The 25172-nt window shown below is 66.0% G+C and carries 24 protein-coding genes and 3 pseudogenes; 18 read left to right on the forward strand and 9 right to left on the reverse strand.

Going from position 1 to position 25172, the window contains the following annotated elements; translation table 11 throughout:
- The first annotated feature begins 78 nt into the window (after positions 1-78).
- From OP497_RS15835 to OP497_RS15895, 13 genes are all read left to right on the forward strand, one after another.
- A complete protein-coding gene (locus OP497_RS15835; protein WP_280550135.1) occupies positions 79-1530 on the forward strand; it encodes a YfcC family protein in 1452 nt (483 codons plus the stop codon).
- A 75-nt stretch (positions 1531-1605) separates the two neighbouring features.
- Entirely contained in the window at positions 1606-2853 is a 1248-nt protein-coding gene (locus OP497_RS15840; protein WP_280550138.1) for an arginine deiminase, read from the forward strand.
- An 18-nt stretch (positions 2854-2871) separates the two neighbouring features.
- Positions 2872-3873: an ornithine carbamoyltransferase gene (gene argF, locus OP497_RS15845; protein WP_280550140.1), complete on the forward strand. Its 1002-nt coding sequence runs from the start codon at positions 2872-2874 to the stop codon at positions 3871-3873.
- Position 3874: 1 nt separating this feature from the next.
- Positions 3875-4786: a carbamate kinase gene (gene arcC, locus OP497_RS15850; RefSeq protein WP_280550142.1), complete on the forward strand. Its 912-nt coding sequence runs from the start codon at positions 3875-3877 to the stop codon at positions 4784-4786.
- A gap of 9 nt (positions 4787-4795) precedes the next feature.
- The gene (atpD, locus tag OP497_RS15855) at positions 4796-6190 is read left to right on the forward strand and encodes a F0F1 ATP synthase subunit beta (RefSeq protein WP_280550144.1); all 1395 of its coding nucleotides are present in this window, start codon (positions 4796-4798) and stop codon (positions 6188-6190) included.
- The gene (locus OP497_RS15860; RefSeq protein WP_280550146.1) at positions 6187-6600 is read left to right on the forward strand and encodes a F0F1 ATP synthase subunit epsilon; all 414 of its coding nucleotides are present in this window, start codon (positions 6187-6189) and stop codon (positions 6598-6600) included. Before atpD ends, OP497_RS15860 begins: the two co-directional genes overlap by 4 nt.
- On the forward strand, positions 6597-6905 hold the full coding sequence (locus OP497_RS15865) for an AtpZ/AtpI family protein (RefSeq protein ID WP_280550148.1): 309 nt from the start codon (positions 6597-6599) through the stop codon (positions 6903-6905). The genes OP497_RS15860 and OP497_RS15865 overlap by 4 nt, the downstream gene beginning before the upstream one ends.
- The gene (locus OP497_RS15870; protein WP_280550150.1) at positions 6892-7197 is read left to right on the forward strand and encodes a hypothetical protein; all 306 of its coding nucleotides are present in this window, start codon (positions 6892-6894) and stop codon (positions 7195-7197) included. The genes OP497_RS15865 and OP497_RS15870 overlap by 14 nt, the downstream gene beginning before the upstream one ends.
- Positions 7188-7907 (forward strand): F0F1 ATP synthase subunit A, encoded by a 720-nt coding sequence (locus OP497_RS15875; protein ID WP_280550151.1) that lies wholly within the window; start codon positions 7188-7190, stop codon positions 7905-7907. The genes OP497_RS15870 and OP497_RS15875 overlap by 10 nt, the downstream gene beginning before the upstream one ends.
- On the forward strand, positions 7904-8191 hold the full coding sequence (locus OP497_RS15880; RefSeq protein ID WP_280550153.1) for a F0F1 ATP synthase subunit C: 288 nt from the start codon (positions 7904-7906) through the stop codon (positions 8189-8191). Before OP497_RS15875 ends, OP497_RS15880 begins: the two co-directional genes overlap by 4 nt.
- 3 nt (positions 8192-8194) lie before the next feature.
- Positions 8195-8965, forward strand: coding sequence for a hypothetical protein (locus OP497_RS15885; RefSeq protein WP_280550155.1), 771 nt, complete (start codon positions 8195-8197; stop codon positions 8963-8965).
- Positions 8955-10487 carry a F0F1 ATP synthase subunit alpha gene (locus tag OP497_RS15890; protein ID WP_280550157.1) on the forward strand — a complete coding sequence of 511 codons (1533 nt, stop codon included), beginning with the start codon at positions 8955-8957 and terminating at the stop codon, positions 10485-10487. Before OP497_RS15885 ends, OP497_RS15890 begins: the two co-directional genes overlap by 11 nt.
- On the forward strand, positions 10471-11403 hold the full coding sequence (locus OP497_RS15895) for a FoF1 ATP synthase subunit gamma (RefSeq protein ID WP_280550160.1): 933 nt from the start codon (positions 10471-10473) through the stop codon (positions 11401-11403). Before OP497_RS15890 ends, OP497_RS15895 begins: the two co-directional genes overlap by 17 nt.
- Before the next feature lie 32 nt (positions 11404-11435).
- On the opposite strand, the gene senA is transcribed toward OP497_RS15895, so the two are convergent.
- Positions 11436-12785, reverse strand: coding sequence for a selenoneine synthase SenA (gene senA / locus OP497_RS15900; RefSeq protein ID WP_280550162.1), 1350 nt, complete (start codon positions 12783-12785; stop codon positions 11436-11438).
- 23 nt (positions 12786-12808) lie between these two features.
- Here senA and senB point away from each other — a divergent pair, with 23 nt between their 5' ends.
- The 3 genes from senB (at position 12809) to OP497_RS15915 (ending at position 14527) form a co-directional block, all read left to right on the forward strand.
- A complete protein-coding gene (gene senB, locus OP497_RS15905; protein ID WP_280550164.1) occupies positions 12809-13804 on the forward strand; it encodes a selenoneine biosynthesis selenosugar synthase SenB in 996 nt (331 codons plus the stop codon).
- 172 nt (positions 13805-13976) lie between these two features.
- Positions 13977-14207 carry an antitoxin MazE family protein gene (locus tag OP497_RS15910; RefSeq protein WP_280550165.1) on the forward strand — a complete coding sequence of 77 codons (231 nt, stop codon included), beginning with the start codon at positions 13977-13979 and terminating at the stop codon, positions 14205-14207.
- Positions 14204-14527: a type II toxin-antitoxin system PemK/MazF family toxin gene (locus OP497_RS15915; protein ID WP_280550166.1), complete on the forward strand. Its 324-nt coding sequence runs from the start codon at positions 14204-14206 to the stop codon at positions 14525-14527. Before OP497_RS15910 ends, OP497_RS15915 begins: the two co-directional genes overlap by 4 nt.
- Before the next feature lie 91 nt (positions 14528-14618).
- Here OP497_RS15915 and OP497_RS15920 read toward each other — a convergent pair.
- Positions 14619-15205 (reverse strand): annotated as a pseudogene (locus OP497_RS15920) (recombinase family protein).
- 313 nt (positions 15206-15518) lie between these two features.
- Here OP497_RS15920 and OP497_RS15925 point away from each other — a divergent pair.
- Positions 15519-16409, forward strand: coding sequence for a PhzF family phenazine biosynthesis protein (locus OP497_RS15925; protein WP_280550167.1), 891 nt, complete (start codon positions 15519-15521; stop codon positions 16407-16409).
- 83 nt (positions 16410-16492) lie between these two features.
- On the opposite strand, the gene OP497_RS15930 is transcribed toward OP497_RS15925, so the two are convergent.
- Together OP497_RS15930 and OP497_RS15935 are read right to left on the reverse strand one after the other, a co-directional pair.
- On the reverse strand, positions 16493-17095 hold the full coding sequence (locus OP497_RS15930; RefSeq protein WP_280550169.1) for a glutathione S-transferase N-terminal domain-containing protein: 603 nt from the start codon (positions 17093-17095) through the stop codon (positions 16493-16495).
- Positions 17095-18300, reverse strand: coding sequence for a YbfB/YjiJ family MFS transporter (locus tag OP497_RS15935; RefSeq protein WP_280550171.1), 1206 nt, complete (start codon positions 18298-18300; stop codon positions 17095-17097). Before OP497_RS15935 ends, OP497_RS15930 begins: the two co-directional genes overlap by 1 nt.
- A gap of 144 nt (positions 18301-18444) precedes the next feature.
- Between OP497_RS15935 and OP497_RS15940 the strand changes: the two genes are divergently transcribed.
- On the forward strand, positions 18445-19341 hold the full coding sequence (locus tag OP497_RS15940; protein ID WP_280550173.1) for a LysR family transcriptional regulator: 897 nt from the start codon (positions 18445-18447) through the stop codon (positions 19339-19341).
- Positions 19342-19395: 54 nt separating this feature from the next.
- Here the strand turns inward: OP497_RS15940 and rhtB are convergent, their stop codons facing one another.
- The 5 genes and pseudogenes from rhtB to selD all read right to left on the reverse strand — a co-directional run bounded on the left by rhtB (position 19396) and on the right by selD (position 25005).
- On the reverse strand, positions 19396-20016 hold the full coding sequence (gene rhtB, locus OP497_RS15945; protein ID WP_280550175.1) for a homoserine/homoserine lactone efflux protein: 621 nt from the start codon (positions 20014-20016) through the stop codon (positions 19396-19398).
- A gap of 133 nt (positions 20017-20149) precedes the next feature.
- On the reverse strand, positions 20150-21367 hold the full coding sequence (locus OP497_RS15950; RefSeq protein ID WP_280550176.1) for a TniQ family protein: 1218 nt from the start codon (positions 21365-21367) through the stop codon (positions 20150-20152).
- Positions 21364-21593 (reverse strand): annotated as a pseudogene (locus OP497_RS15955) (transposase); the annotation flags it as partial. The gene OP497_RS15950 and the pseudogene OP497_RS15955, both read right to left, overlap by 4 nt.
- Positions 21589-22425, reverse strand: a pseudogene (locus tag OP497_RS15960) (transposase family protein); the annotation flags it as partial. The pseudogenes OP497_RS15960 and OP497_RS15955, both read right to left, overlap by 5 nt.
- A gap of 261 nt (positions 22426-22686) precedes the next feature.
- Positions 22687-25005 carry a selenide, water dikinase SelD gene (gene selD / locus OP497_RS15965; RefSeq protein ID WP_280550178.1) on the reverse strand — a complete coding sequence of 773 codons (2319 nt, stop codon included), beginning with the start codon at positions 25003-25005 and terminating at the stop codon, positions 22687-22689.
- Between the last annotated feature and the right edge of the window lie 167 nt (positions 25006-25172).

Here is a 25172-nt window from a genome sequence, read left to right on the forward strand (position 1 = left end):
CTGCCGAGGTGTTCGAGGACCTGGCCTGGCCTCGAGCATGCGGTTGATCACACTTGGTCGATGACAGGGAGACGCGCCATGACCCAGGACGGCAAGCCAACCCCCGACGCGGAACGTGACCTCGCCTCGCGTTTCCCCACCGCCTACACCATCCTCTTCGGCCTGATCATCCTCGTCGCCGCCCTGACCTGGATCATCCCGGCCGGACAGTACGACCGGGCCATGAACGAGGAGGTCGGCCGCGAGGTGGCCGTGCCCGGCACCTACCAGACGGTGGAGTCCAACCCGCAGGGGTTCGTCGAGGTCATGCTGGCCCCCACCGCCGGCTTCTACGACCCGGACAGCTATGCCGCCAACGCCATCGATGTGGCGCTGTTCATCCTGTTCCTCGGCGGGTTCCTGGGCGTCATGAACGCCACCGGGGCCATCGACACTGGCATACGCAGCGCCATGCGACACCTGGAAGGCCATGAGATCTGGATGATCCCGATCCTGATGACACTGTTTGCCCTGGGCGGAACGACCTATGGCATGGCGGAGGAAACCCTCGCCTTCTACGCCATCCTGATCCCGGTGATACTGGTGGCCGGTTACGACGCCGTCACCGGCGTGGCCATCATCCTGATTGGCGCGGGCATCGGGGTACTCGGTTCCACCATCAATCCATTTGCCACCGTCATCGCGGCCAACGCGGCCGATATTCCCTTCACTGATGGCATCGTGCTGCGGTTCATCTTGCTGATCGGCGGCCTGCTGATCTGCATCGCCTATGTCATGCGCTATGCCGCACGCGTCAAGGCCGACCCCTCCCGTTCTGTGGTTGCCAAGCAGTGGGACGCCCACCGGCGCCTGTTCCTGAAAGGGCAGGAGGGCGACGACATCGAGAACGCCACCCTCACCGCCACTCAGATCATCGCGTTGACGATCTTCGCCCTGACCTTTGCGGTCATGATCTGGGGCGTCTCCACCCAGGGCTGGTGGATGGCGCGCATGGGGGCCCTGTTCTTCGGCGCCGCCATCGTGATCGGCCTCGTCGCCCGTCTGGGCGAGAAGACGCTGACCAGCAGCTTCGTCGACGGGGCCCGGGAGCTGCTGGGCGTGGCCCTGGTGGTCGGCCTGGCACGCGGCATCGTGGTGATCATGGAGCAGGGCATGATCGCCGACACCATCCTGCACAGTGCCGAGGCGTCGCTGGGGGACCTGCCCCAGCTCGCCTTCATCAACCTGATGTTCTGGATCGAGGTGGGCATGAGCTTCTTCGTGCCTTCGTCCTCCGGCCTCGCGGTGCTTTCCATGCCGATCCTCGCCCCGCTGGCGGACTTCGCGAACGTCGGGCGGGACCTGGTGGTGACCGCCTACCAGTCCGCCAATGGCCTGGTGAACCTGATCAATCCCACCTTCGCGGTGGTGATCGGCGGCCTGACCATCGGTCGCGTCTCCTACGACCGCTGGCTGGTCTTCATCTGGCCGCTGCTGCTGATACTGACCCTCTTCATCAGCCTGGTCATCAGTCTCGGGGCCCTTCTCTGATGAAGGGGGTGAATAACAGCCGTGACGAATGGCCGTGTTCAACGCCCATGACGCCCGACGGAAAGGAGTGCTGCCATGACTGACCCTTCCCATGACGCGCCGCCCGACCTCGGCGTGCATTCCGAGACCGGCATCCTGCGGCAGGTGATCGTCTGCCGGCCGGGCCTGGCCCACCGGCGGCTGACCCCCTCCAACTGCGATACCCTGCTCTTCGACGACGTCTTCTGGGTCAAGCAAGCCCAGAAGGATCATGACGTCTTCGCCGGCGTGATGCGGGGAAGGGGCGTGGAGGTCCTCGACGTCAACGCGCTGCTGGCCGAGACCCTCGATATCCACGAAGCCCGCGCCTGGGTGCTGGACCACCGGATCACCTGGAACCACATCGGGGTGGGCATGATGTCGGACCTGCGCGCCTGGATGGACGAGCTGCCGAGCAGGACCCTGGCCGAGTTCCTGATCGGCGGCCTGGAAGTGGGTGACCTGCCCTTCGACCCGGTGGGGCTCTTCGGCAACCACCTCGGCCACTTCGGCTTCGTGCTGCCGCCCCTGCCCAACTTCCTGTTCACCCGCGACAACAGCGCTTGGATCCACGGTGGCGTCACCCTCAACCCGATGTTCTGGAGTGCCCGCCAGCCGGAGACCCTGCTGATGGCCGCCATCTACGCCTTCCATCCGGCCTTCGCGGGCCGAGTGAAGGTGCATTGGGGGGATCCACTGGCCGACCATGGCCTCGCCACCCTGGAAGGCGGCGACATCATGCCGGTGGGGCACGGCACGGTGCTGGTGGGCATGGGCGAGCGCTCCTCGCCCCAGGCCATCGGCCAGCTGGCGAAGGCGCTGTTCGAGGAGGGCAGCGTCCACCGAGTAATCGCCTGCCAGCTCCCCAGGGCCCGGTTGGCCATGCACCTGGACACGGTCTTCACCTTCTGTGGCGGCAACGTGGTGACCGCCTTCAAGGAGGTCGCGGATGGGGTGGTCTGCTACGACCTGCGTCCCGGCGAGGAGGGCAGGACGCTGGCCTTCCGCCAGGACCCGCGCCACCTCTTCGACCTGGTCGCCGAGGTGCTGGGGTATGGGGCGCTGGACGTGGTGCCTACAGGCGGCGATACCCCGGAGGAACGCGAGCGTGAGCAGTGGAACGACGGCAACAACGTGCTGGCGCTGAGTCCCGGTGTCGTCGTGGGCTACGATCGCAACGACGACACCAATGCGGCACTGGAGGCGGCGGGCATCGAGGTGCTGGCCATTCCCGGTGCCGAGCTGGGCCGGGGGCGCGGCGGCGGGCGCTGCATGAGCTGCCCCACCCGCCGTGACCCGATCTGACAGGGAAGGAACCGCACCATGGCATTCAATCTCAAGCACCGGCATTTCCTGACACTGCGCGACTTCACCCCGCAGGAGATCGGCTTCCTGCTGAAGCTGGCCGCGGACCTCAAGGCCGCCAAGTACGCCGGCACCGAGGTGCCGACCCTCGTGGGCAAGGACATCGCGCTGATCTTCGAGAAGGACTCCACCCGCACCCGGGTCGGCTTCGAGGTGGCGGCCTACGATCAGGGCGCCCGCGTCACCTACCTCGGCCCCAGCGGCAACCACCTCGGTCACAAGGAGTCGGTGAAGGACACCGCCCGGGTCCTGGGCCGGGTCTACGATGCCATTGAGTACCGCGGCTTCGGGCAGGCCATCGTGGAGGAGCTGGCCGCCCATGCAGGCGTGCCGGTCTACAATGGCCTGACCAACGAGTTTCACCCCACCCAGATCCTCGCGGACCTGCTGACCATGCAGGAGCACGTGGAGAAGCCGCTGCGCGAGGTGTCCTACGTGTTCCTCGGCGATGCCGCCAACAACATGGGGGACAGCCTGCTGATCGGCGGGGCCAAGATGGGCATGGACGTGCGGCTCTGTGCGCCCAGGGCCTGCTGGACCTCCCCGTCCGTGCAGGAGGAGGTCAGGTCGCTCGCGGCAGAGACCGGTGCCAGGATCATGATCACCGACGACATCGACGAAGCCGTGGCCGGGGTCGATGTCGTCTACACCGATGTCTGGGTCTCCATGGGCGAGCCCAAAGAGAAGTGGGCCGAGCGCATCAAGCTGCTGATGCCCTATCAGGTGAACGCCGACCTGATGGCCAGGAGCGGCAATCCCCGGGTACGCTTCATGCATTGCCTGCCGGCGTTTCACAACACCGAGACCTCGGTGGGCAGGGAGATGAAGGAGACCTTCGGGCTCGATGCCATGGAAGTGACCGAGGAGGTGTTCGAGAGCCCCGCCTCCATCGTCTTCGACCAGGCCGAGAACCGGCTCCACACCATCAAGGCGGTGCTCGTCGCGACCCTGGGAGGCTGACATGCTGGTGGTGGTGGCACTGGGCGGCAACGCCCTCCTGAAGCGCGGCGAGCCGCTGACGGCCGCGGCGCAACGCGGTAACGTGCAGTTGGCGGTCCGCGCGCTGGCCGAGATCGTGCACGCCGGGCACCAGCTGGTGATCACCCATGGCAACGGCCCCCAGGTGGGCCTGCTGGCGCTGCAGGGCGCGGCCTATCGGCCGGACGAGGCCTATCCGCTGGACGTGCTGGGCGCTGAGAGCGAGGGCATGATCGGCTACATGATCGAGCAGGAGCTGGAGAACGCGCTCGACCATGATCGCCCGGTGGCCACTCTGCTGACCCAGGTGGTGGTGGACCCCCGGGATCCCGCCTTCGCCAATCCCACCAAGTTCGTCGGGCCGGTCTACGAGCGGGACGAGGCCAAGTGTCGCGCGGCAGCGGCCGGCTGGCAGATCGCCCGGGACGGCGACAAGTGGCGCCGGGTCGTGCCCTCGCCGACGCCGCTGGAGATCCCGGACTTGCGGGTGTTGCAGCTGCTGCTCGCCCAGGACGTGGTGGTGGTCTGTACCGGGGGCGGCGGGATCCCGGTCCTGCGCCGGGAGGACGGCAGCATGATCGGCGTGGAGGCGGTGATCGACAAGGACGCCGCCAGCGCGCTGCTGGCGCGCCAGCTGGGTGCCGACGCCCTGCTGCTGTTGACCGATGTCGACGGGGTGTACCGGGATTACGGCACCGACGCCGCGAGCCCGGTCCACGAACTGACGGTGGCCCAGGCCCGGGAGATGGCCCTGCCGGCCGGTTCCATGGGGCCGAAGCTGGCGGCCGCCTGCGACTTTGCCCAGAATGGGGGTATCAGCGGCATCGGCCGGCTGGTTGATGCCTTCGCCATACTGGAGGGAACGGCAGGCACGCGGGTGTCGGCCGACGCATAGGATGCGCTGATGACGCAGCATGAAGCCCATTTGGAGGCCGAGGAGGCCACCGGTTCCATCGTCGCCATTCGCGGCGGCGTCGTGGACGTCAGGTTTGCCGGGCAGGTCCCCGGCATCCGGGAGCTGCTCTATGCCGGAAAGGTCGGCCTGGAGGTGGCCGGCCTGGCGGACGATGGGGTGGTGCGCTGCATGGCGCTGGGGCCGGTCAGGGGGCTGGGACTCGGCATGCCGGTGCGGGCCACCGGCGCGCCGATCAGCGTGCCGGTCGGCGACGCCGTGCTGGGGCGCATGCTCAACGTGTTCGGCGTGCCGATCGACCGCAAGCCGGCCCCGGCGAGCGAGGAGCGGCGCTCCATCCACCAGCCATCGCCGCGGCTCGAGGATCGGGTCGTGCGCAGCAAGGTACTGGAGACCGGCATCAAGGCCATCGACCTGCTGTCGCCCATCGAGCGGGGCGGCAAGACCGGCCTGTTCGGGGGCGCCGGCGTGGGCAAGACCGTGCTGATCACCGAGCTGATCAACAACACCGTGCAGCAGCACAAGGGCGTGAGCCTCTTCTGCGGCATCGGCGAGCGCTCCCGCGAAGCGGAGGAGCTCTACCGCGAAATGGGCGAGGCCGGCGTGCGCGACAACACCGTGATGCTGTTCGGCCAGATGAACGAGGTGCCCGGGGTGCGATTCCTGGTCGGCAAGACCGCCCTGACCATGGCGGAGTACTTCCGCGACGATCAGCAGCGGGACGTGCTGCTGCTGATCGACAACATCTTCCGCTTCGTGCAGGCCGGCTCCGAGGTCTCCGGGCTGATGGGCCGCATGCCTTCGCGGGTGGGCTACCAGCCGACGCTGGCGACCGAGCTGGCGGAGCTGGAGGAGCGCATCACCTCCACCCGCAAGGCCGCCATCACCTCGGTCCAGGCCGTCTACGTGCCGGCCGATGACTTCACCGACCCCGCGGCCGCGCATATCTTCTCCCACCTGTCGGGCTCGGTCGTGCTGTCGCGCAAGCGGGCCAGCGAGGGCCTCTACCCGGCCATCGATCCCCTGGCCTCCTCCTCGGTCATGCTCACGCCCTCGGTGGTGGGGCAGCGGCACTACGACATCGCCCGGGCGGTGCGCCGCACCCTGGCCGAGTACGAGGAGCTTCGCGACATCATCGCCATGCTGGGCATCGAGGAGCTCTCGGCCGCCGACCGGGCCACCGTCGCCCGCGCCCGCCGGCTGGAGCGCTTCCTGACCCAGCCCTTCTTCACCACGAGCTCGTTCACCGGGACCGAGGGCAAGCGCGTGTCCATCGACGATACCCTCGAGGGGTGCGACACCATCCTGAACCAGACCCGTTTCGAGCATGACGAGGGTGACTACTACATGATCGGCGCACTCTCCGACCTGAAGGAGGAGGCATGAGCCTGTCAGCCGAGATGCAGGTGACCCTGCGGCTGCCGACCCGGACCCTGTTCGAGGGCCCGGCGACTCGGCTGTTTGCGGAGGCGGAGAACGGGGCCTTCGGCATGCTGCCGAACCATATCGACTTCGTCACCGCGCTGGTGCCCTCCGTGCTGATCCTGACCCTGGCGGACGGCCAGGAACGGATCTTCGGCATCGACGAGGGGCTCCTGGTGAAGAAGGGCCATGACGTGGACATCGCCATCCGGCGGGGCGTCCAGGGCCGCGACCTGGCCTCGCTGAGGGAGACCGTGCAGGAGAGCTTCGTCGAAGTGGATGAAGAGGAGCGTGTGGCCCGCTCTGCCCTGTCTCGCCTGGAGGCGGGCATGGTGCGGCGGTTTGCCGACCTGCAGCGGCCCAAGACGCCATGACCCGCAAGCGGAAGTCTCCGGTGGAGGACATCGGCCGTCGCGCCCGGCGTCGGGAGAGGGCGCGGGACGACCCGGGCGCGAGCCCGCTGCGGGGGCTCGGGGTCTTCGGCATGATCGGCTGGTCGATAGCGGTGCCCACCGTGGGCGGCGCCTTTCTGGGGCTGTGGCTCGACCGCCACATGCCGCAGGCGTTTCAGTGGACCATTGCCCTGATCCTGGGGGGCGTGGCGCTGGGCAGCTTCATTGCCTGGGCCTGGGTCAGCAAGGAAGCCAACGACAAGGGGGACGAGCATGATGACGATTGACTGGCACGTCGTGATCACCGGCTTCGGCGCCGGTGTCGCCGTCAGTATCCTGTACTTCCTGGGCCTGGCGCTGAGCGTCCGCCTGGCGCTGCGCCTGACTCGGCCCGTGTCGGTCCTGCTGCCCAGTGGCGCGCTGCGGATCGGGGGGCTGCTGGCGGCCGGCTGGTGGGTGACCGAGGGGGGAAGGCTGGGCTGGGCGTTGGCCGGTTATGCGCTTGCCTTCTTCCTGGTGCGTTTCATCGCCACCCTGATGGCCCGGCTACCCCGGGTAAAGGAGGCCGGATGCAACTGACACCCGACGAGACGACGGTCTTCACCCTCTGGGGCCTCGGCATCAACGAGACCGTGGTCAATACCTGGATCGTCATGGCCGTGCTGACCATCGCCTCGATGCTCGTGACCCGGAAACTGCGGCCGGACGTGCCGCCGAATCGCTGGCGAACGACCCTGGAAGTGATCGTCACCGGGATCCAGCGGCAGGTCGAGGAGGTCTCGCCACAGTCGTCGCGCCACGTCCTGTACTTCTCGGGCACGCTGTTCCTGTTCATCGCGCTGTCCAACCTGCTGCTGGTCGTGCCGGGCTTCACACCGCCCACCTCGTCGCTCTCGACCACCGCGGCCCTGGCCCTGTCGGTGCTGGTCGCCGTGCCGCTGTTCGGCATCAGCCGGCAGGGCATCGGCGGCTACCTGAAGACCTACATCCAGCCCTCCATCGTCATGCTGCCCTTCAACATCATCAGCGAGTTCTCCCGGGGCATCTCACTGGCCATCCGCCTCTACGGCAACGTGATGAGCGGCGCGGTGATTGCCGGCATACTGCTGGGCCTGGCGCCGTTCTTCTTTCCCGTGGTGATGGACGTGCTGGGCCTGCTGACCGGCCTGATCCAGGCCTACATCTTCGCCATCCTGGCGACCGTCTATATCGCGTCGGCCACGGCCACCGTCAAGAAGTCCGACCACGATCTCGACAGCGAACGTGAACATAAGGAGCAAGATCGATGACAGATGCAGCCTTGATTGCGGCCGTTTCCATCCTCGCCGCGGGACTGACGGTATCGTTCGGTGCCATTGGCCCGGCGCTGGGGGAGGGCCGCGCCGCGGCCGCCGCCCTGAACGCCATCGCCCAGCAGCCGGATTCTGCCTCCACCCTGTCGCGGACCCTGTTCGTCAGCCTGGCGATGATCGAGTCCACGGCGATCTACTGCTTCGTGGTGGCGATGATCGTGCTGTTCGCCAACCCGTTCATTGGCGCCTTCCTCCAAACCACCCAACCGGCGGCAGGCTGAGCCATGTCGATCGACTGGGTTACCGTCCTCGCCCAGATCGCCAACTTCCTGGTGCTGGTCTGGTTGCTGAAGCGCTTCCTCTACAAGCCGATCCTCAAGGGCATCGATTCACGCGAGGCCGAGATTGCCGAACGGATGGGGGAGGCCAAACGGGCCAAGGACAAGGCGGCTGCCGCGGAGGCGGACTTCGTGGCACGGCAGCAGAAGCTGCAGGCCGACCAGGACGCCCTGGCGGAGCGGGTGCGTGAGCAGGCGAAGCAGCAGCGGGACGCCCTGCTGGCCGAGGCCCACGAGAAGATGGAGCAGGAACGCCAGGATACCCTGGCCCACCTGGCCCGCGAACGGGAACGCTTCACGTCGGAACTCTACCAGGCGAGTGCCGAGACGCTCTACCAGCTGGCCGGCCGGGCGCTGCATGACCTGGCCGACGAGCGCCTGGAGGAGCACATCGCCCTGCACGTGATCGGCAAGCTGGCGCCGCTGTCGGACGAGCTGGCCTCGGCCGCTGAGCATGCCGAGGAAGCGGTGGCTACCACCCATGACCCGCTGCCGGAGGGCGCCCGGCAAGAGGTGAAGGCCGCACTCCAGGCCCGGGTGCCCGGCCTTCCCCTGCGCTTCGCCACCGATGAGAGCCAGTCCCCCGGCCTGGTCCTGCGCATCGGTAGCCTCGAGCTCGCCTGGACGGTCGACAGCTACACCGATGAGCTGGTCGAGCTGCTCAAGGAGCGCCTGGCCAGCGGCGAGTCGGGCAGGGTGAACGCTCATGGCGGATGAAACGCACCGGCCCGACGTGCAGGACTTCATCGACCTCCTGCTTGACAGCCCCGCCCCCTCGCCGGTGCTGGCCGAGGTGGGGACGGTCGCCACCGTGGGCGACGGGATCGCCGTGGTCTCGGGGCTCGGGCGGGCCCTGTCGGATGAGCTGCTGGTCTTCGCCTCGGGGGTTCGCGGCGTGGTGCTGGACCTCGAGCCGGACCGGCTGGGCGTCGTGCTGCTGGGCCCCTCGGAGCGCGTGAGGGCCGGTGAGGATGTCTGGCGCACCCACAAGGTGATCAGTGTCCCGGTGGGACCGGGCCTGGTCGGCCGGGTGGTCAACGCCACCGGCCAGCCCCGGGACGGCAAGGGCAGGGTGACTGCCGTGGCCGAACGGCCGGTGGAGGCCCGGGCGCCGGACATCCTCAGCCGCGGGCCCGTCACGCGCCCCTTGGCGACGGGCCTCAAGGCGATCGATGCCGCGGTGCCGGTCGGCCTGGGGCAGCGGGAACTGATCATCGGTGACCGCCAGACCGGCAAGACCTCCATCGCCCTGGATACCATCCTCAACCAGGCCCGCTCGGAGGTCCTGAGTATCTATTGCGCCATCGGCCAGCGCGGGGACGCGGTGGCCAGGGTCATCGAGGCGCTCCGGGAGAGCGGGCAGCTGGCCAACACCATCGTGGTCGTCGCCGGCGACGAGGACGCGCCGGGCCTGGCCTATATCGCGCCCTATGCGGCGATGACGATGGCGGAATACTTCGCCGACCAGGCCCGGGACGTGCTGGTCGTCTTCGATGACCTCACCCACCACGCCCGCTCCTATCGGGAGCTCTCGCTGCTGCTGCGGCGACCGCCGGGGCGCGAGGCGTTCCCCGGGGACATCTTCTACGTGCATGCCAGGCTGCTCGAGCGGGCCGGCCAGTTCACCGAGGAGGCCGGGGGCGGTTCCATCACCGCCCTGCCGGTGGTGGAGACCCAGGCGGAAAACCTCTCGGCCTACATCCCGACCAACCTCATCTCGATCACCGACGGCCAGATCTACCTGTCGCCGCGGCTGGTGCGCAAGAATCAGTTCCCGGCCGTGGATCTCGGGGTGTCGGTGTCGCGGGTGGGCGGCAAGGCCCAGCACCGCGCGTTCCGGGACGTCGCCGGCAACCTGCGCGTCACCCTCTCCCAGTTCGAGGAGCTGGAGGACTTTGCTCGCTTCGGCACCCGCCTGGACGACGCCACCCGGGCTCGCCTGAGCCGGGGCGCGGCGGTCCGGGCGGCATTGCGCCAGCCCGAGCGGGACCCGGTACCGGCCGTGGAGCAGCTGCTGGTGCTGCTGGCGGCGATGGAGGGCATGTTCGACGGGCTGTCGGAGACCGAGGTGGTGGCCGCCATGGACACCATCCGGGCCTCGGTGGGCGACGCCCTGACGGGGGTCGCCACGCGCATCGCCCGCAACGAGCCCCTGGACGAGGAGGACCGCGCCGCCATCCTCTCGGTGGCGCGCACCGCCCTCGGCAAGTCGGAGGACGGCCGTGACGCAGACGCTTGAAGCCCTGACCCGCCGCGACGATACGCTGACCAGCATCCGCGGAATCGTGCACACCATGAAGACGATCTCGGCCATCAACGCCGTGCCCTTTGATCGTGCCGCCCGCTCCATCGAGGCCTATCACCGGACGGTGCGCAGCGGACTGCAGGCGTTTGTCGCCAGAACCGGCCCCATCGCCATGCCGGCCGTGGAGCCGGCCGAGAGCATCGTGGTGGTATTCGGCTCCGACCATGGCCTGTGCGGCAACTACAATGAACTGCTCGCCGAGAAGGTGCAGGCGGAACTCGTGCCGACGACGGCCGAAGGCTGTGCGCTTCGGGTGCTGTGTGTCGGCGCCCAGATGCATGACGCCCTGGCGGGGCAGGGCCTCAGCCCCGAGAGCGTGCTGCTGCCGCCGGCCTCGGCGGATGGCATCGGGCGCCTGGCGGGCAGCATCGTCACCCGGCTGGACGACATCGGCGGCGGCGAGCCTCACCATCGCAAGGTCACGCTGGCCTTCACCCGGCGCGCCGGACGCGGGCAGCACGAACCGGTGCTGGTGCCGCTGCTGCCCCTGGGGCAGGCGTTCCTGTCGGAGCTCGCCGGCCGGCCATGGCAATCCCGCTCCCTGCCCGACTATTCGATGCCCAGCGCCGAACTGTTTGCCGCGCTGTTGCGCAGCCATATCTTCGCCAGTGTCTTCCGGGCCTCGGCCGAGGCCATGGTCACCGAGAATGCCGCACGGTTGGCCCTGATGCAGCAGGCCGAGCAGTCGGTGGACGACCGCCTGGACGAGGTGAAGGGCCAGCTGCGATCGGTGCGCCAGGATGAGATCACCACCGAGCTGCTGGACGTCATCATCGGCTTCGAGGCGCTGCGTAACTCTTCTCGCAGCTCTTCTCGCAACGTTCCTCGCAGGGCGTCCCGCGGGACCTGAGCCCAGGGGGCGGCGTTCAAGAATTGCGGCGCTCAACGGGCGCAGGTGCGAAAGCCGGCCAGGGTGTCGTGGCGGTCCGGGGTGAAGAAGTTGCGGTAGCTGTTGTGGGCCAGCCGAGAGCGGGTGGCCCAGGCGCCGCCGCGCAGCACGTAGCGCCCTTCCTGGAACCAGGGGGCCGAGTAGTCGCGGTAGAGCTCGGGCACGAAGCCCGGGAAGGGGGCGAAGGTCGAGGCCGTCCACTCCCAGACGTTGCCCAGCATCTGGCGACAGCCGAAGGCGCTGTCGCCCTCGGGCAGCGCGGCCACGTCCAGCGGGCCGAGCCGCCAGCCGTCCAGGTTGGCGAGGCCGGCATCCGGCGTCGCCTCTCCCCAGGGGAAGCGTCGCTTGCCGGGCGCGAGAGCGCTCCCGTCGGCCGACGGCGCACGGCTGGCGGCCACTTCCCATTCCGCCTCGCTGGGCAGGCGTCGCCCGGCCCAGCGGCACCAGGCCTCGGCCTCGTGCCAGCTGATGTGCACCACCGGCTGGTGGGGAGCCAGTGGCCGCCAGCGGTCGAAGCAGCGCGCCTCCCAGTGGCCGTCGGCGTCACGGCGCCAGTAGATCGGCCCCAGCAGCGTCTGGTGCTCGCGCCACTGCCAGCCGGCCTCGCTCCACAGCTCGCGCCGCGCGTAGCCGCCGTCCTCGACGAAGGCGGCGAACTCGCGGTTGGTGACCGGCGCCCGAGCGATCGAGAAGGGCGCCACCTCGACCTCCAGGGGCGGCTTCTCGTTGTCGAAGCGGAAGGGGAGGGTCTCGTCGGAGCCCAGCCGGTGGCGCCCGCCGGGGATGGCGACATCCCCGGGCAGGGCGCCGCTCGAGGCCTCGCCGGGGGCCTGGCCCGGTGGCGGCATGTCCAGGTCCGGGGCCGGGTCGCCGAGGGTCTGGCGGGTATAGAGGAAGGCCTCGCCATGCATGTCCTCGTGCAGGGTGGTGAGCTGGTAGACATAGCTCTGGGCGGCACTGGCGATGCCCTCGGGCAGGCGCTCGAGCATCGCTTGCTGCACCCGCGCCAGGTAGTCCAGTGTCTCGTCGCGGGAGGGTAGCGGTAGCGCCCAACGGTCGTCATGGGCGATGCTGCCGGAGTCGAAAAGCCGCTCGGCGCCGGCAAACTGGTAGTCGGGCAGGCCATACAGGCCGCGCAGGGCGAAGTGGTCGTGGAAGAATCCCAGGTGGCCGAGCTCCCACAGCGGCGGGTTGACGATCGCCAGGCGCGGGCCCAGCTCGCGGGCCTCGAGGATGTCCTGCATCAGCGCCAGGCTGCGGGTGCGGGCATCGACGAGCATCTCCGCCAGCTCATCGGCGGCCCGGGGCGGCGTCGGCGGTGTGCTGAGAGGTGTAGAGGGCATGCTGACTTCCTCGAGGAGATACCATGGCATTGAAGGTAGCCCTGATCAGCCCGGCGGGTCGAGGGTCCCGCGCCGGCAACCGCGCCACGGCGACCCGCTGGGCGGGGCTTCTGCGGGCACTGGGCTGCCGGGTGCGGATCGCCGGTTCGCAGGACGACACGGGCCAGTGGCTTATCGCCGGCCAGCCGCCCGACCTGGTGATGGCACTGCATGCCTGGCGCAGCTATGGGGCCATCCTCGCCTGTCGCCATGCCTTTCCGGGCTGCCCCCTGGTGGTGGTGCTGACGGGCACCGATGTCTATCGCTTCCAGCATAGCCATCCCGAAGCGTTTAAGGAGAGCCTGGCGGCGGCGGATGCCCTGGTCGGCCTGCATGACGGCCTGGCCGAGGACCTGCCCGCGCGCTTCCTGCCGCGGCTGCAGGTCGTCCACCAGTCGGCGCGGCCCCTGCCGCCCGGTGCGCCGCGGCCAAGTCAGCGACACCTGGACGTGCTGGTGGCCGGCCACCTGCGCGAGGAGAAGGACCCGCTGCGTGCCGCCCTGGCGGTGCGCGACCTGCCGGCGGCGTCGCGGCTGCGGGTCATCCAGCTGGGCGGGGCCCTGGACGAGGCCTGGGCCAAGGTGGCCCGCGACGAGATGGCGGCCAATCCCCGCTATCGCTGGCTCGGCGACCAGCCCCGCTGGCGGGTGCGCCAGTGGATGGCCCGGGCCCGGCTGATGGTGATCAGCTCGCGCATGGAGGGGGGCGCCAACGTGGTCAGCGAGGCCTGCGTGGCGGGCCTGCCGGTGCTGGCCTCCGACATCCCGGGCAACGGCGGCCTGCTGGGCGACGACTATGCCGGCTATTTCCCGGTGGCCGATACCGCGGCGCTGCGCGACCTGCTGCGCCGCGCCGAGGCGCAGCCGGCCTTCATCGAGGGCCTGCGCCGCCAGGTGCTGGCGCGCGCGCCGCTGTTCACGCCCGATGCCGAGCGCGAGGGGCTGGCGCGGGTTATCGCCGCCTGTGGCCTGCAAGCCTGACATCTCCTGGTGACGATGGGCGCCGGGGCAGGTCTCGGCGAGAGTGGAGTGTGATCTTTATGCCCATAGTCAATCATCGTAGGTCTTACGGTCGTTTCCTGGATAAGCTTCATGTTGCATGTAACGTAGAGGCATACTAGTATGCTACATGACACAGAGCGGAGGCATCGCCATGGTGGCAACCAATGACGTGAAAAAACGGGTAAAGAAGCACCGTGCCGCCCTGCGTGCGGCCGGCCTGCGCCCGATCCAGATCTGGGTACCGGATACCCGACAACCCGGCTTCGCCGAAGAAGCCCGCCGCCAGTGCGCTGTCGTGGCGGCTGCCGACGCCGGGGATCGCGATCTGCAGGACTTCATGGACGCGGCACTACAGGACCTGGACGACGAGGGTGACGCATGAGGCGCGGAGAGCTGGTGACCATTGCCCTGTCGGGTGACGTTGGAAAGCCTCGTCCTGCCCTCATCGTCCAGTCGGATCAGTTTGCCGGAACCGGCAGTGTGACGGTGCTGCTGCTATCCAGCACTCTGGTCGATGCGCCGTTGATCCGCCTCGATATTGAGCCCAACCCCGAAAATAGTTTGCAGCGACGCTCCCAGATCATGGTGGACAAGCCAATGACGGTGAAGCGAGAGAGAGTTGGAGAGGCCTTCGGCCACCTCGACGACAGCGCCATGATCGCTGTCAACAGAGCGCTGGCCGTCTTCCTGGGCTTTGCATGAGCGAAGCTCGTCCTGTCGACACCAGAACCAGACCTTTCTGAGCCTTTTCCAGCACCCAGCTGTCATTTTCAGAAGGCGACCGCACGGAGTGTCAGGAGTCGGCTGCACTGTGGTCTGGGGCATCGGGTTGGCTGGCCTTCAAGGCGGCGTAGAGGGCCGTCTTGCTGACCTTGAGGCGTGCAGCGGCCTCGCGGACGTTCAGCCCATTGGCCAGGTGTTCCCTGGCCCGCTTCAACTTGTCGTCGGTGACGACGGGCTTGCGTCCCCCTTTGCGCCCACGGGCGGCGGCAGCGGCCAACCCCGCCTTGGTGCGATCACGGATCAGGTCGCGCTCGAACTGACCCAGGGCGCCGAACACGTGGAAGATCAGCCGCCCACCGGGGGTGGTGGTGTCGATGGCTTCGGTCAGTGACCGGAATCCGACACCACGCGCCTCCAGGGTGCTCACCACCTCGATCAGATGCGGCAACGAGCGTCCCAGTCGATCCAGTCGCCACACGACCAGCACATCCCCGTCGCGGAGGACGCCAAGGCGGCCGTCAGCCCCGGTCGTTCCGCCTTGGCCCCGGAGACGGTGTCATCGAAGATTCGCTCGCACCCCGCCTTGCGCAGCGCATCTGTTTGCAAGGCGGTGTCCTGCTCCGCCGTCGAGACCCGCGCATAGCCGATCAGCGCCATTGACCGTCCCTTTTGTCCGTTAATCCATCCGCTTATCTTATTGTCCGAAAACCCATCAAACAAGGCTATTCTCGGACATTGTTCGGGTTGGCCGTCTAATGATCGTTTCCCGGACAGGGGTGCATCATGCACAGTAGCTCTGAGAAAGCGGGTTGTCGCTTTGGAAAAATGCGATTCCCTATTGAAAGGATTCTAATTTTGTTAGATTGAAATTAGTGCATGGCGAGATCAGAATTTAGCGGCACCTCACGCTGCCCGACTGTTGGGGCCAAGTTGACAAGCAGATAGTCAATAACACAGGAACTGAAAAATAATGAATAAACACCATTATTATCTTATCGATGTTTTCACTGACCGAGCATTTTCTGGAAACCCGCTCGCAGTATTTCCGCAATCCGACGAACTAGATTCCAACAAGATGCAGGCCATAGCCAACGAATTGAACCTATCCGAGACTGTCTTCGTTGGCGAGGCGATTGCTCCAGCGTGTTACCCTATCCGCATCTTTACGCCGACCATGGAACTGCCCTTCGCCGGTCATCCAGTAGTGGGCACCGCTCACTTACTGGCGGAGTTGGAAATGGCCAAGCGCGACCGCCCACTTACGCTGGAAGCTGGTGTCGGATCCTTGGTGGTGAACTACAACAATGACCTGGCCCGTTTCACCGCAGCAGCGCCGCTAAATATCCAAGCCAGCACACTGAACCAGTCAGCCACAGAGGAACTGCTCGGCCTTAATGCAGGGGAGGTGATTAGCGAACCAGTTCTGGCTTCCTGTGGGCTCCCTTACCATCTGATCGAACTCGATTCACAGGAAGCCCTGAGCCGGGCCCGTCCCTCGCCAAAAGCCTGGTCGGAGTGGGTATCACCGAGCGGCTACGAACAGATCTACCTTTATGTAATCGACAAGGCTTCCGGCCAGGAACATTCGATACACAGTCGTATGTTCTCCACAGAAGGCGGAGTTCGTGAAGACCCTGCTACCGGGAGTGCCGCAGCAGCGTTGGCAGGATATCTCGCAGAAGCTATGTCACGTCACGGTCTGGATCGATGGAAAATTCACCAAGGTATAGAGATGGGTCGTCCCAGCCTCATCTTTGCCGAAACAGAGCGAAACGATAATGCTTCATTGATCCATATCGCTGGACAAGCAGTGATCGTCGGTAGCGGCAAACTTTATACTGGAATAGCCTGCCTTTCGTGAGTCGTCTTATGAAATGGCAACCTGAGTCACTGATCACTACGTCTTAGCGGCCGAAGGGCCGCTCTGGTGTGCAGGGCTCTTAGCTACTCAAATACCGTCTGCTGGAAGCTTTCTTCACCGGTGATAAGACGATGCCACGCTTGGAGCTGGGGATGGCTACTTGCCCAGTCCAACTCGGGCAAACGAAACGCCAGATAGTCCAGCGCAACCGCTATAGAGATATCTCCCAGGGTCACTGCTGGTGATACCTGGCTTTCATTGAGCTCGCTTTCCAATCGTTCAAGGATCCGCTGCATCGCCCGCCAACGCCGTCGTCCTAACACGCTATCGTCGACCCCTTTGCCGTGATGCTTTCTAGAGATCACTGTCGTGAAGGCGGCGTCCATCAGGCTCTGCCCAAGCCCAGCCAGATGCAGGACCTCATTGAGCCGGCCCGAGGGGATGACCGTCTCGCTCTGGCCAAGAGCATTCAGGTAGGTGGCAATGAGGAGCGATTCACTCAGTGTGGTGCCCTCCTCGGTGACCAACGCAGGAATGCGTCCGGCAGGATTAGCCTCGAGCAAGGCGGACTCGTCACCCCAAGGGTCGCACCAGCGTAGCGTGACCGCCTCGGCCAGATCCATTTCCAGCACGACGATGCGAACCATACGAGCATAGGGGGATGTCGCATTCAGAAAGAGCTCCATCACTGTCTCCACGGATGAGCAGATTCATTACCTTGGCGCATTTGCACGCCATGGCTGAGAAGAATCAGGGCGAAGCCACCTGCCAACATGAACCCGCCGATGGCGAAGAGCGGGGTATAGGTTCCCCATAGGTCGTAGAGCCAAGACATGCCGTAACCAGCAATTGCCTGCGCGGCGGCGAAAGCTGCGGTGGCCTGGCCCCAAAGTCTCTTGTGCTCGCTCGGGCCCACCAGCTCGGCAAGGCGGCCGGAAGTCAGGGCAACAATGCCGGGGATCATGGCGCCGACCATGAACGAGGAAGCCGACCGGCTGAGGAATGCTAGGGATAATACCGGTAGGATGACAGCGGCGGCCTTGGCCAGAAATGCCAAGGCTAGGCCATGGTGCCAGCCCACCTGCCGCGCTATAGCGCCGGCGATCAAGGGACCACAGACGGCGCCCACGCCGAAGATGCCCCATTGCAGAGAAGCGGCATAGTGGCCCAGGGTGTTTTCCCTTGTCAGGTAGTCGACCCAGAACACGGTATGCGGCACGAAGCCCACCGCATCCAGGGCATAAGCACCTATAACCAGCACCACGGCCATCACCATGCCGGCGTGTCCTCCTTGGCCATTCGCTCCCTCGGAGGATGGCAAAGGTGGTGAGGCCAGGTGGCTGACGCCCCGATCGCAGAGCATACCGGCGACGAGACACAGCAGGCCCAACGTGACCCAGGTCGCCATCAGGCTTGTCTCAAGCAGCACCGGCACTACCGATGCCGAAAGCAGTGCGCCCAGGCCAATGCCGGTAAAGACCAAGGCGCCAACGTTGGTACGCCTGTCAGCTGTCGTGGCAGATAGTGCCAACGAAGGACCAACAACCATGAGGATGCCACCGGCGATGCCCGAGACCAGCCGCCAGATGAAAAACCAAGCGAAGCTGCCCGGCTCAGCGCAGAGCAGGAAGCTCAGGACGATACCCGCGAAACTTGCCCCGATAACCGCACGCCTCGGGTAACGCTCGGTCAAGGGGTGACCGGCCAAGGCACCGATCAGGTAGCCCAGCAGGTTGGCAGCCCCCAGGTAGGCGGCCTGACTGGCGCTGAACCATTGCTCCTGGACCAGCGCCGGTAGCAGAGGTGTATAGGCAAAACGGGCCACGCCGATCCCGGCAAACGTGGCCATAACGCCCGTTAGTAGGGCAGGAAGATCTCTCTTTTGGACCATGCGGTTGTCCTGTCTAGAGGCGCTGTGATCGACGCGCACCAAGTACAGGGGCATCGTACCCACGACGAATAGTTCCTTAGAAACGATTTATTATGATATACACTATCTTTTTATGAGATATTTAGAGCCACTTGGGAGACTGCCATGCAACTCAAATCGTTACGCCTGTTCACGACTGTGGCCGAGACCGGCAGTTTCGTGGCAGCCGCCGAACGGCAGCACACGGTGCAATCCAATGTGACGGCCCATATCAAGAAGCTTGAAGAAGAAGTTGGCGCCAAGCTCGTCTATCGCACGGGGCAGGCCCGCTTGACGAGTGCCGGGCTGGCTCTATTGGAGTACGCCGAGCGCATGCTGGATGCCCATGATGAAGCGCTATCCCTGTTCAAGGACAACGAAAAGCTGTGTGGCCGACTGCGTATTGGAGCCATGGAGACCACGACTGCGCTGCGCCTCCCCCCGATCCTGGCGGCGTACCACGCTGCGCATCCTGAAGTCGACATCAAGCTCAAGACTGGCCCAACAGCCGAGTTGGTCGAGTTGCTGATAGCAGGGCAGGTCGACTGCGTATTCGTGGCCGGCCGTCTTGAGCATCGCCGCTACCACCTGCTCAAGGCTTTCAGCGAAAGGCTTGTGCTGGTCGGTCCCGAGCCCATGACCGCCATCCCCCCCTCAGAAGAACTGTTGTCGTCAGCGTTTCTCGCTTTTCGCCAAGGGTGCAGCTATCGCCAGCGTATCGAATTGCTGCTGGCATCCTACGGCGTCACTGCGGCTCGGATTTTCGAGTTCGGTACAGTGGACGCCATGCTCGGCTGTGTCTCGGCCGGGATGGGCTATACCGTGCTCCCCCGAGTGACCGTTGAGGCGCACCTGCATCGTTTCAGTATCCACTACCTGGAATTGCCGAAGCCCATCGCGGAGGTCGACACCTACTTTGCCGCACCCGAACCGGACACTTGGTCCCCGGCTTTGGCACGGTTCGTGGATAACTTGCACCAGACGGTGGTCATGAAAGACTCTATCCTGCACACACCCTTATAAGCTCCATATTATCGCCTAGATAATGACTCGCTCTCTCTTGAATTTTCAATGAAATCAAGAGCGCTTAAAACTCGCCAGAGCCACGGCGGCTGTTACAAACAGACCTCCGAATATCCGGTTCATTTGTCGCTGACGCCAGGGGGTGGTCAGGAATCGAAACAGCTGACTGGCAAGCAGGGCATAGCCAATCATGACCAGGATGTCCACCAGAATCAGGGTTGTGCCCATGGTGGCAAGTTGTGGGCCATGAGGTGTCCCTGCCACAAGGAACTGGGGAAAAAGGGCGATCAGAAAAATAGTTGCTTTCGGGTTAGTCAGATTCACCATAGCTCCGTTCCAGAACTGCTGTTTCTTACTGATACCTCCCGGGTTCTCTCCCGTAGCTTCAACTGGTGACTCTCGCCATTTCTGAATGCCCAACCAAACCAGATAGGCCACCCCCATCCACTTGATCACTGACAGTGCGATATTTGAAGAGGCCACAATAGCCCCCAGCCCAGCACCGACCAGTACGATTTGCATACCGTAACCAAACTGTTGCCCAAGAATGGTTGGCATAGATTTACGCACACCGTGACGCAACCCGCTATTCATGGAGTTGACTGCACCGGCGCCGGGAGAAATACTGATCAGGAATGCCGCTACTAGAAAGGTTATCCATATTGAAAATGTCATAGCTTACACCTCTGAAAAACAGTTTGATCGATACCTTGCAGGTAAAAGCAGGATATTATTGTACTATTTTTTCAGTTGGATTACCGGTCTGATATTATAGTCATTGACCGACTTCGCCAGGCGACGATGGTCGTCAAAATTTGCTGCTTAATGAGTCACTTATCTTACGGCATGCAAAGGATCCATCGGGCTCATAATGTGACAGGAATGCCGGCGGAATGCCCTCCTGGGCAAACTCGGCGCGCAGACGTTCCAAGGATTCGGGGTCTCGCTTCCCATAGGCCGCCAGCGCGAACAGTGATCGGGCTGTCTCGGGATTGTACCGCGCCTCGGTGAAGGCTTCGTTGACCGCCCTGACCATCCCCTTCCAGTCGCGCATGGGCTCCTGCTGCCGTTCCTTGGCAAGCAGGCGGCTGGTGGCGCCAGTCTGCAGTGCTGGCAAGAACAACGCCGCCTGCTCCCCGCGCGGGATCACGGCCTGCGATTCGAGCAGGTCGAAGGCGGTGGCTGCCGCCTCCAGCATTTGCAGCTGCACCGCCGGATCCAGTATTTCGTAGGGACGCCATTGGTTTTGTCCAGCGCGTGGCGGCTGGCCACAGTGCTCCCAGACATAGCAGATGCTGCCGGCCCCCTTCCCGCAGTAAGAGAGCGGGGTGTTCAGCTCATCCAGCACGCTGCGCAGCAACCGGAACCAGAGGCCGGCATGGACGCGCCGGCGCGGCAGCTCCACGTAGCCCATCGTCAGCGCCTGCCAGCTGCGCTGGTCCATCGCCGTCATCGCTTCGCTGGCTTCGCGAGGTGCAGAGTCGGCGTTCTCCCAGCCAAGATAATGCGCCGGCACGCCCCAATAGGCCTCCAGCCAACAACCATGCTGCGGACAGCTCAGCATCAGGGGCAGCTTCCAGGCGAGCAATATGGCTTGTTCCGCCGAACCGTCCAGGCAGAGTGGGCAGGCCCGGCGGATCAGTTGGCTGGGGAGCCAGGCTCGCCAGCGGTTGATCGCTCTCGTCTTGCGGGTGCGCCTCGGCAGCAGCACGGAGAGCTGGAACGCATAAGTGTCCAGCGCAGCCGGAATCCGGTCGTCGAGGCTGTCCAGCAGCCACGGCACCCAGCCGACGATGCTCATGCAGCGCAGCCGGTCCAACTCAATGCCGCTGCGCTGGGAGAGCACCGTCAGCAGCGACAGCGGCGGTGCGATGTCCAGGTCATCGACCTGGCCGTGCCCGAGGTCATTCTCCAGAAGGTCGCGCGCGTCCATCTGGTAGCACGCCGCGACACGGCGGAGCCATGACGATAAGGCCTCTCCCTCCACGGGGGCCGGATGCAGCGGCCAGCGTGGTACCGGCTTCACATCAACTCCCGCTCGAACTGGCGTCGCCGCTCACTGGGGCCGGTGTAATCGGCCATGCTGAGCGTGCGGGGGTGATGGCTTCCTCGCCACTCTCCACCGCGGCGACGGCCGCCGCCATCAACAGGTGCGTCAGCTCGCCAATCGTGCCCTCGCTGCGGGTGAGCAGGTAGCGGGCCATGTCCGGGGTGGCAATCGGTGAATGCCGCCGCAGCGGGAGCGACGCGGCGCAGCGCCTCGCTCTTGAACTCTGCCGCGTTGTCCAGGTAGAGCAACCTGGGCTTGCCGCTCATCGGCCAGTCCATTTCTACGTCCAGTCCTTCCAGCCAGGGGCGCTTGTCGCAGGCGATGTGCGCGAGGCACCGGCCAACCGAGACGGCGGACGGTGCTTCCAGCGTGACTACCATGCCGAGCACGCAGCGGGTGAATACGTCGATAGCGATGGTCAGGTAAGGCCTGCCAATCGGTTGCCGGTCGCGCTCATCCACCACGATCAGGTCGATGACCGTGTGGTCGATCTGCACCTGCTCCAGCGGCGAGGTTACGGCGGGAGGAACGCCACCCGCACCTTGCAGGTTGCGGGACGCCTAATGGCCTTCCCGGCGGCGAGTCGTCTGGAGCGGATCAAGGTCGGCGACCCGCCGGGCCACGGTATTGCGCGCCGGCACCCTCAGTTTCTGCGCTTTGCACGCCAGCGCGACTTCCCGGTGGAGCGTTGCCAGGTTGCGCTTCTGCTTGGTCAGAAAGCGCTTGTGCAGCAGCTCGCGGATGATGCGCTCGACCGACGCCGGCAGACGCCCCCTGCCCTTGCCACCGCCGGATCGGCCGGGTGCCAGGTCCGTGACAAGGCCACTGCCTTGTCGCGCGCGGCGGATCAGGACATACACCTGCCGCCGGGACAGACCCAGTGCTTGGGCGGCGGCGTCGACGGCCTCATGCCCGACTACCTCAAGTGCCGCCAAGGGCCCGATGATGGCCGTTCGTTGCCGGGCCTGTGTCCAGGCTTCATCGGATAGGGTGGCCACGCCTTGCTCGGCAATCGGTGAGGTGTCTGACGCCATGCCCCGACCCGCCTGTGGTGCATAGGAGTACTGAGCATAGTCGAGGTTGGTGAAGGCGACTGCGGATACCCGGCTGTCAGGAGCCGCCTTCACATCGGGCGTTGCGACCCGTCACCTGGTGCAGTCGTCTTCTGAAAATGACACACTTCCTTCTCGTCCTCAATCTCCCGCTCGAGGGGGAAATGAGCCGGCGCCGTCAGGTTGATCAGGACGTCCAGAGTGAACTTGTTGATGCCGCCGTTCGGCAGGTCATCCTCACCGTCATCCCGTGAGCCGGATAGGCTCCAGCGCCTCGCCGGGGTCGAGGACCCGGCCGATGACGCTGGCCCGGGCATAGCCCAGGGCATGCAGGGCTTCCAGGCAGGCCTCGGCGCGCTCGGCGGGCACGCTGGCCAGCAGCCCCCCGGCGGTCTGGGGGTCGAAGAGCAGCGGGTAGCGCGGGTGCTCGACCCAGGCCGCCGGGTCGCGGATGGCCCGGCGCAGTCGCACGTTGGCGGGCTGCAGGGAGCTCAGGATGCCGGCGGCCACGGTCTCCTCCGCCCCCTCGAGCAGCGGCAGGGCCGCCAGGTCGAGCTCGGCATCCACCCCTGAGGGGCGCGTCATCTCCACCAGGTGCCCGAGCAGGCCGAAGCCGGTGAGGTCCGTGCAGGCACTGGCCCCGTGCTCATGCAGGCAGGCCGCCCCCGCGCGGTTGGACTGGACCATGCTGGCCAGGGCCGCATCGATCCAGCGCCCCCGGGCGGCGAGCCTCGCGTGGGCGGCGAACAGCGTGCCGGTGCCGATGGGCTTGGTGAGGATCAGCACCTGGCCGGGGCGCAGCCCGCCCTTGGTCATCAGGGCCGTGTCGGCGCGGCCATCGTCCCCGGCGCTGCCGCTGTCGATCAGGCCATTGACGGCGAAGCCCAGGGCCAGCTCGCTGCCCTCGCCGGTGTGCCCGCCCACCAGGGCGCAGCCGGCGGCGTTGAGCACCTCCACCGCGCCGCTCATCATCTGGAAGACGGTGTCCTCGACCTTGGCCTCGAGCCCCTGGGGCACTGTGGCCACGGCGGTGGCGGTCTGCGCCTCGGCGCCCATGGCGAAGATGTCGCCGAGCGCGTGGTTGGCGGCGACCTTGCCGAACACGTAGGGGTCGTCGATGAAGGCGCGGAAGAAGTCCACGGTATGCACCATGTCCTTGCCCGGTGGCACCCGCACCACGGCGGCGTCGTCCGGGGCATGCAGGCCGACCCGCACCTCCTCGCGCGCCACCGGCTCAAGCGTCGAGAGCGCCCGGGAGAGGGTGGTGGCCCCCACCTTGGCCCCGCAGCCGCCGCAGCGCATGGCGATGGCCGAGACCGCCTGGGCGTTCTCCTCCTCGTCCAGCACTACCTTGCTGGGCCGGGACGCCGGCATGGCACCTTCTTCCATCGGCGGCAGCTCGTTGAACTTGGCCATGAAGCGCCGGTCGATGCCGTCCTTCCAGCGCCATACCCAGTCACCGGCCAGGCACAGCCCGCCCCGGGAGGCCACTGCGTGGCGGTCGCCGGTGCTGATCAGCGCCAGCCAGTCGCGCTGCGGGCGATAGGGCGAGAGCGGCCGGCCGGTCACCGCGGCGCGCAGGTTGTCGGCCAGCGGGCGGCCCTGGCGCACGGCGAAGACTCCGGCCTTCTCGCGGGGATGGTTGACCTGGTGGGCGATGTCGCCGGCGGCGAAGATCCGCGGGTCCGAGAGCGAGCGCAGGGTGTCGTCGACCTGGATGAAGCCGTCGTCATCCAGCGCGAGCCGGGTGTCCTTGAGCCAGGCGGCGCCGCCGGCATTGGTCACCCAGATGATCTCGTCGGCGCCGTGCCAGGTGCCATCGGCCGCCTGCAGGCGGCCCGCCTCGACGTCGACCACCTCGGTGGCGGTATGCACCTCGACGCCGCGGCGGGCCAGGGTGTCTTGGAAGTGCGCGCGCACCCGCGCGTTGTGGGTCGGCAGGGTCCGCTCGCCGCGGGTGAAGAGCGCAAAGGAGAGCTCGGCCGGGTCGCGCCCCCGGGCGGCCAGCTCGCGGCCCAGCCGGTACTGCATGGCCAGCAGCAGCTCGACGCCGCCGGCGCCGCCGCCGACCACCGCGACGCGGGTCCGGCCCGGGTGCTCCTCGATGCGCCGGAGCAGCGTCTGCCAGCGGTCGTTGAACTGGTGGATCGGCTTGACCGGGACGGCATGCTCGGCGGCACCGCTGACCGCCTCCACGCGAGGCGTCGAGCCGATGTTGATCGACATCCAGTCGTAGGGCACCGGGGGGCGCGAGCGGCAGAGCACCTTGCGCTCGTCGTGGTCGATGCCGATGGTCTCGTCGCTGAAGAAGCGGGCCCCGGCGTATTCGGCCAGCCGGCGCAGGTCGATATGCACCTCGTCGTAGGTGTAGTGCCCGGCGACATAGCCCGGCAGCATGCCCGAGTAGGGGGTATGGGTGTCGCGGCAGATCAGAGTGAGCCTGACGCCCGGCTCGGGCTTCATGGCGAAGCGCTTCAGCACCCCCACGTGGGTGTGCCCGCCGCCGACGAGGACGATATCCCGTAACGCTTGTAACCCCAGGGGCTGCTGCGGTTGCTGCATGATCAGGCTCGCTCTAGATTGGTGGGGTATTAGAGTGATGAGGTGTTGCCGCCACAGTCTAGGAGCCTGTCGGACTTAACGCTGATCTACTGCGAGAACCGGTCTTTCGGCCAACTTCATTCGATCTGATTCGTTAAATAGCGGGCTATTCGCCTCATCAGATCGAT

Origin of the sequence: Halomonas sp. 11-S5, assembly GCF_029889825.1 — a bacterium.
Lineage (GTDB): Bacteria > Pseudomonadota > Gammaproteobacteria > Pseudomonadales > Halomonadaceae > Halomonas.

Bases quoted from the DNA above. Each gene is read 5' to 3' on its own strand.
- OP497_RS15940 (WP_280550173.1), top strand. From the start codon at position 18,445: ATGCAACTCAAATCGTTACGCCTGTTCACGACTGTGGCCGAGACCGGC.
- OP497_RS15835 (WP_280550135.1), top strand. From the start codon at position 79: ATGACCCAGGACGGCAAGCCAACCCCCGACGCGGAACGTGACCTCGCC.
- OP497_RS15860 (WP_280550146.1), top strand. From the start codon at position 6,187: ATGAGCCTGTCAGCCGAGATGCAGGTGACCCTGCGGCTGCCGACCCGG.
- argF (WP_280550140.1), top strand. From the start codon at position 2,872: ATGGCATTCAATCTCAAGCACCGGCATTTCCTGACACTGCGCGACTTC.
- OP497_RS15925 (WP_280550167.1), top strand. From the start codon at position 15,519: ATGAATAAACACCATTATTATCTTATCGATGTTTTCACTGACCGAGCA.
- OP497_RS15930 (WP_280550169.1), bottom strand. From the start codon at position 17,095: ATGGAGCTCTTTCTGAATGCGACATCCCCCTATGCTCGTATGGTTCGC.
- OP497_RS15880 (WP_280550153.1), top strand. From the start codon at position 7,904: ATGACAGATGCAGCCTTGATTGCGGCCGTTTCCATCCTCGCCGCGGGA.
- selD (WP_280550178.1), bottom strand. From the start codon at position 25,005: ATGCAGCAACCGCAGCAGCCCCTGGGGTTACAAGCGTTACGGGATATC.
- atpD (WP_280550144.1), top strand. From the start codon at position 4,796: ATGACGCAGCATGAAGCCCATTTGGAGGCCGAGGAGGCCACCGGTTCC.
- OP497_RS15915 (WP_280550166.1), top strand. From the start codon at position 14,204: ATGAGGCGCGGAGAGCTGGTGACCATTGCCCTGTCGGGTGACGTTGGA.
- OP497_RS15890 (WP_280550157.1), top strand. From the start codon at position 8,955: ATGGCGGATGAAACGCACCGGCCCGACGTGCAGGACTTCATCGACCTC.
- senA (WP_280550162.1), bottom strand. From the start codon at position 12,785: ATGCCCTCTACACCTCTCAGCACACCGCCGACGCCGCCCCGGGCCGCC.
- OP497_RS15840 (WP_280550138.1), top strand. From the start codon at position 1,606: ATGACTGACCCTTCCCATGACGCGCCGCCCGACCTCGGCGTGCATTCC.
- OP497_RS15885 (WP_280550155.1), top strand. From the start codon at position 8,195: ATGTCGATCGACTGGGTTACCGTCCTCGCCCAGATCGCCAACTTCCTG.
- OP497_RS15910 (WP_280550165.1), top strand. From the start codon at position 13,977: ATGGTGGCAACCAATGACGTGAAAAAACGGGTAAAGAAGCACCGTGCC.
- rhtB (WP_280550175.1), bottom strand. From the start codon at position 20,016: ATGACATTTTCAATATGGATAACCTTTCTAGTAGCGGCATTCCTGATC.
- OP497_RS15870 (WP_280550150.1), top strand. From the start codon at position 6,892: ATGATGACGATTGACTGGCACGTCGTGATCACCGGCTTCGGCGCCGGT.
- senB (WP_280550164.1), top strand. From the start codon at position 12,809: ATGGCATTGAAGGTAGCCCTGATCAGCCCGGCGGGTCGAGGGTCCCGC.
- OP497_RS15875 (WP_280550151.1), top strand. From the start codon at position 7,188: ATGCAACTGACACCCGACGAGACGACGGTCTTCACCCTCTGGGGCCTC.
- OP497_RS15935 (WP_280550171.1), bottom strand. From the start codon at position 18,300: ATGGTCCAAAAGAGAGATCTTCCTGCCCTACTAACGGGCGTTATGGCC.
- arcC (WP_280550142.1), top strand. From the start codon at position 3,875: ATGCTGGTGGTGGTGGCACTGGGCGGCAACGCCCTCCTGAAGCGCGGC.
- OP497_RS15865 (WP_280550148.1), top strand. From the start codon at position 6,597: ATGACCCGCAAGCGGAAGTCTCCGGTGGAGGACATCGGCCGTCGCGCC.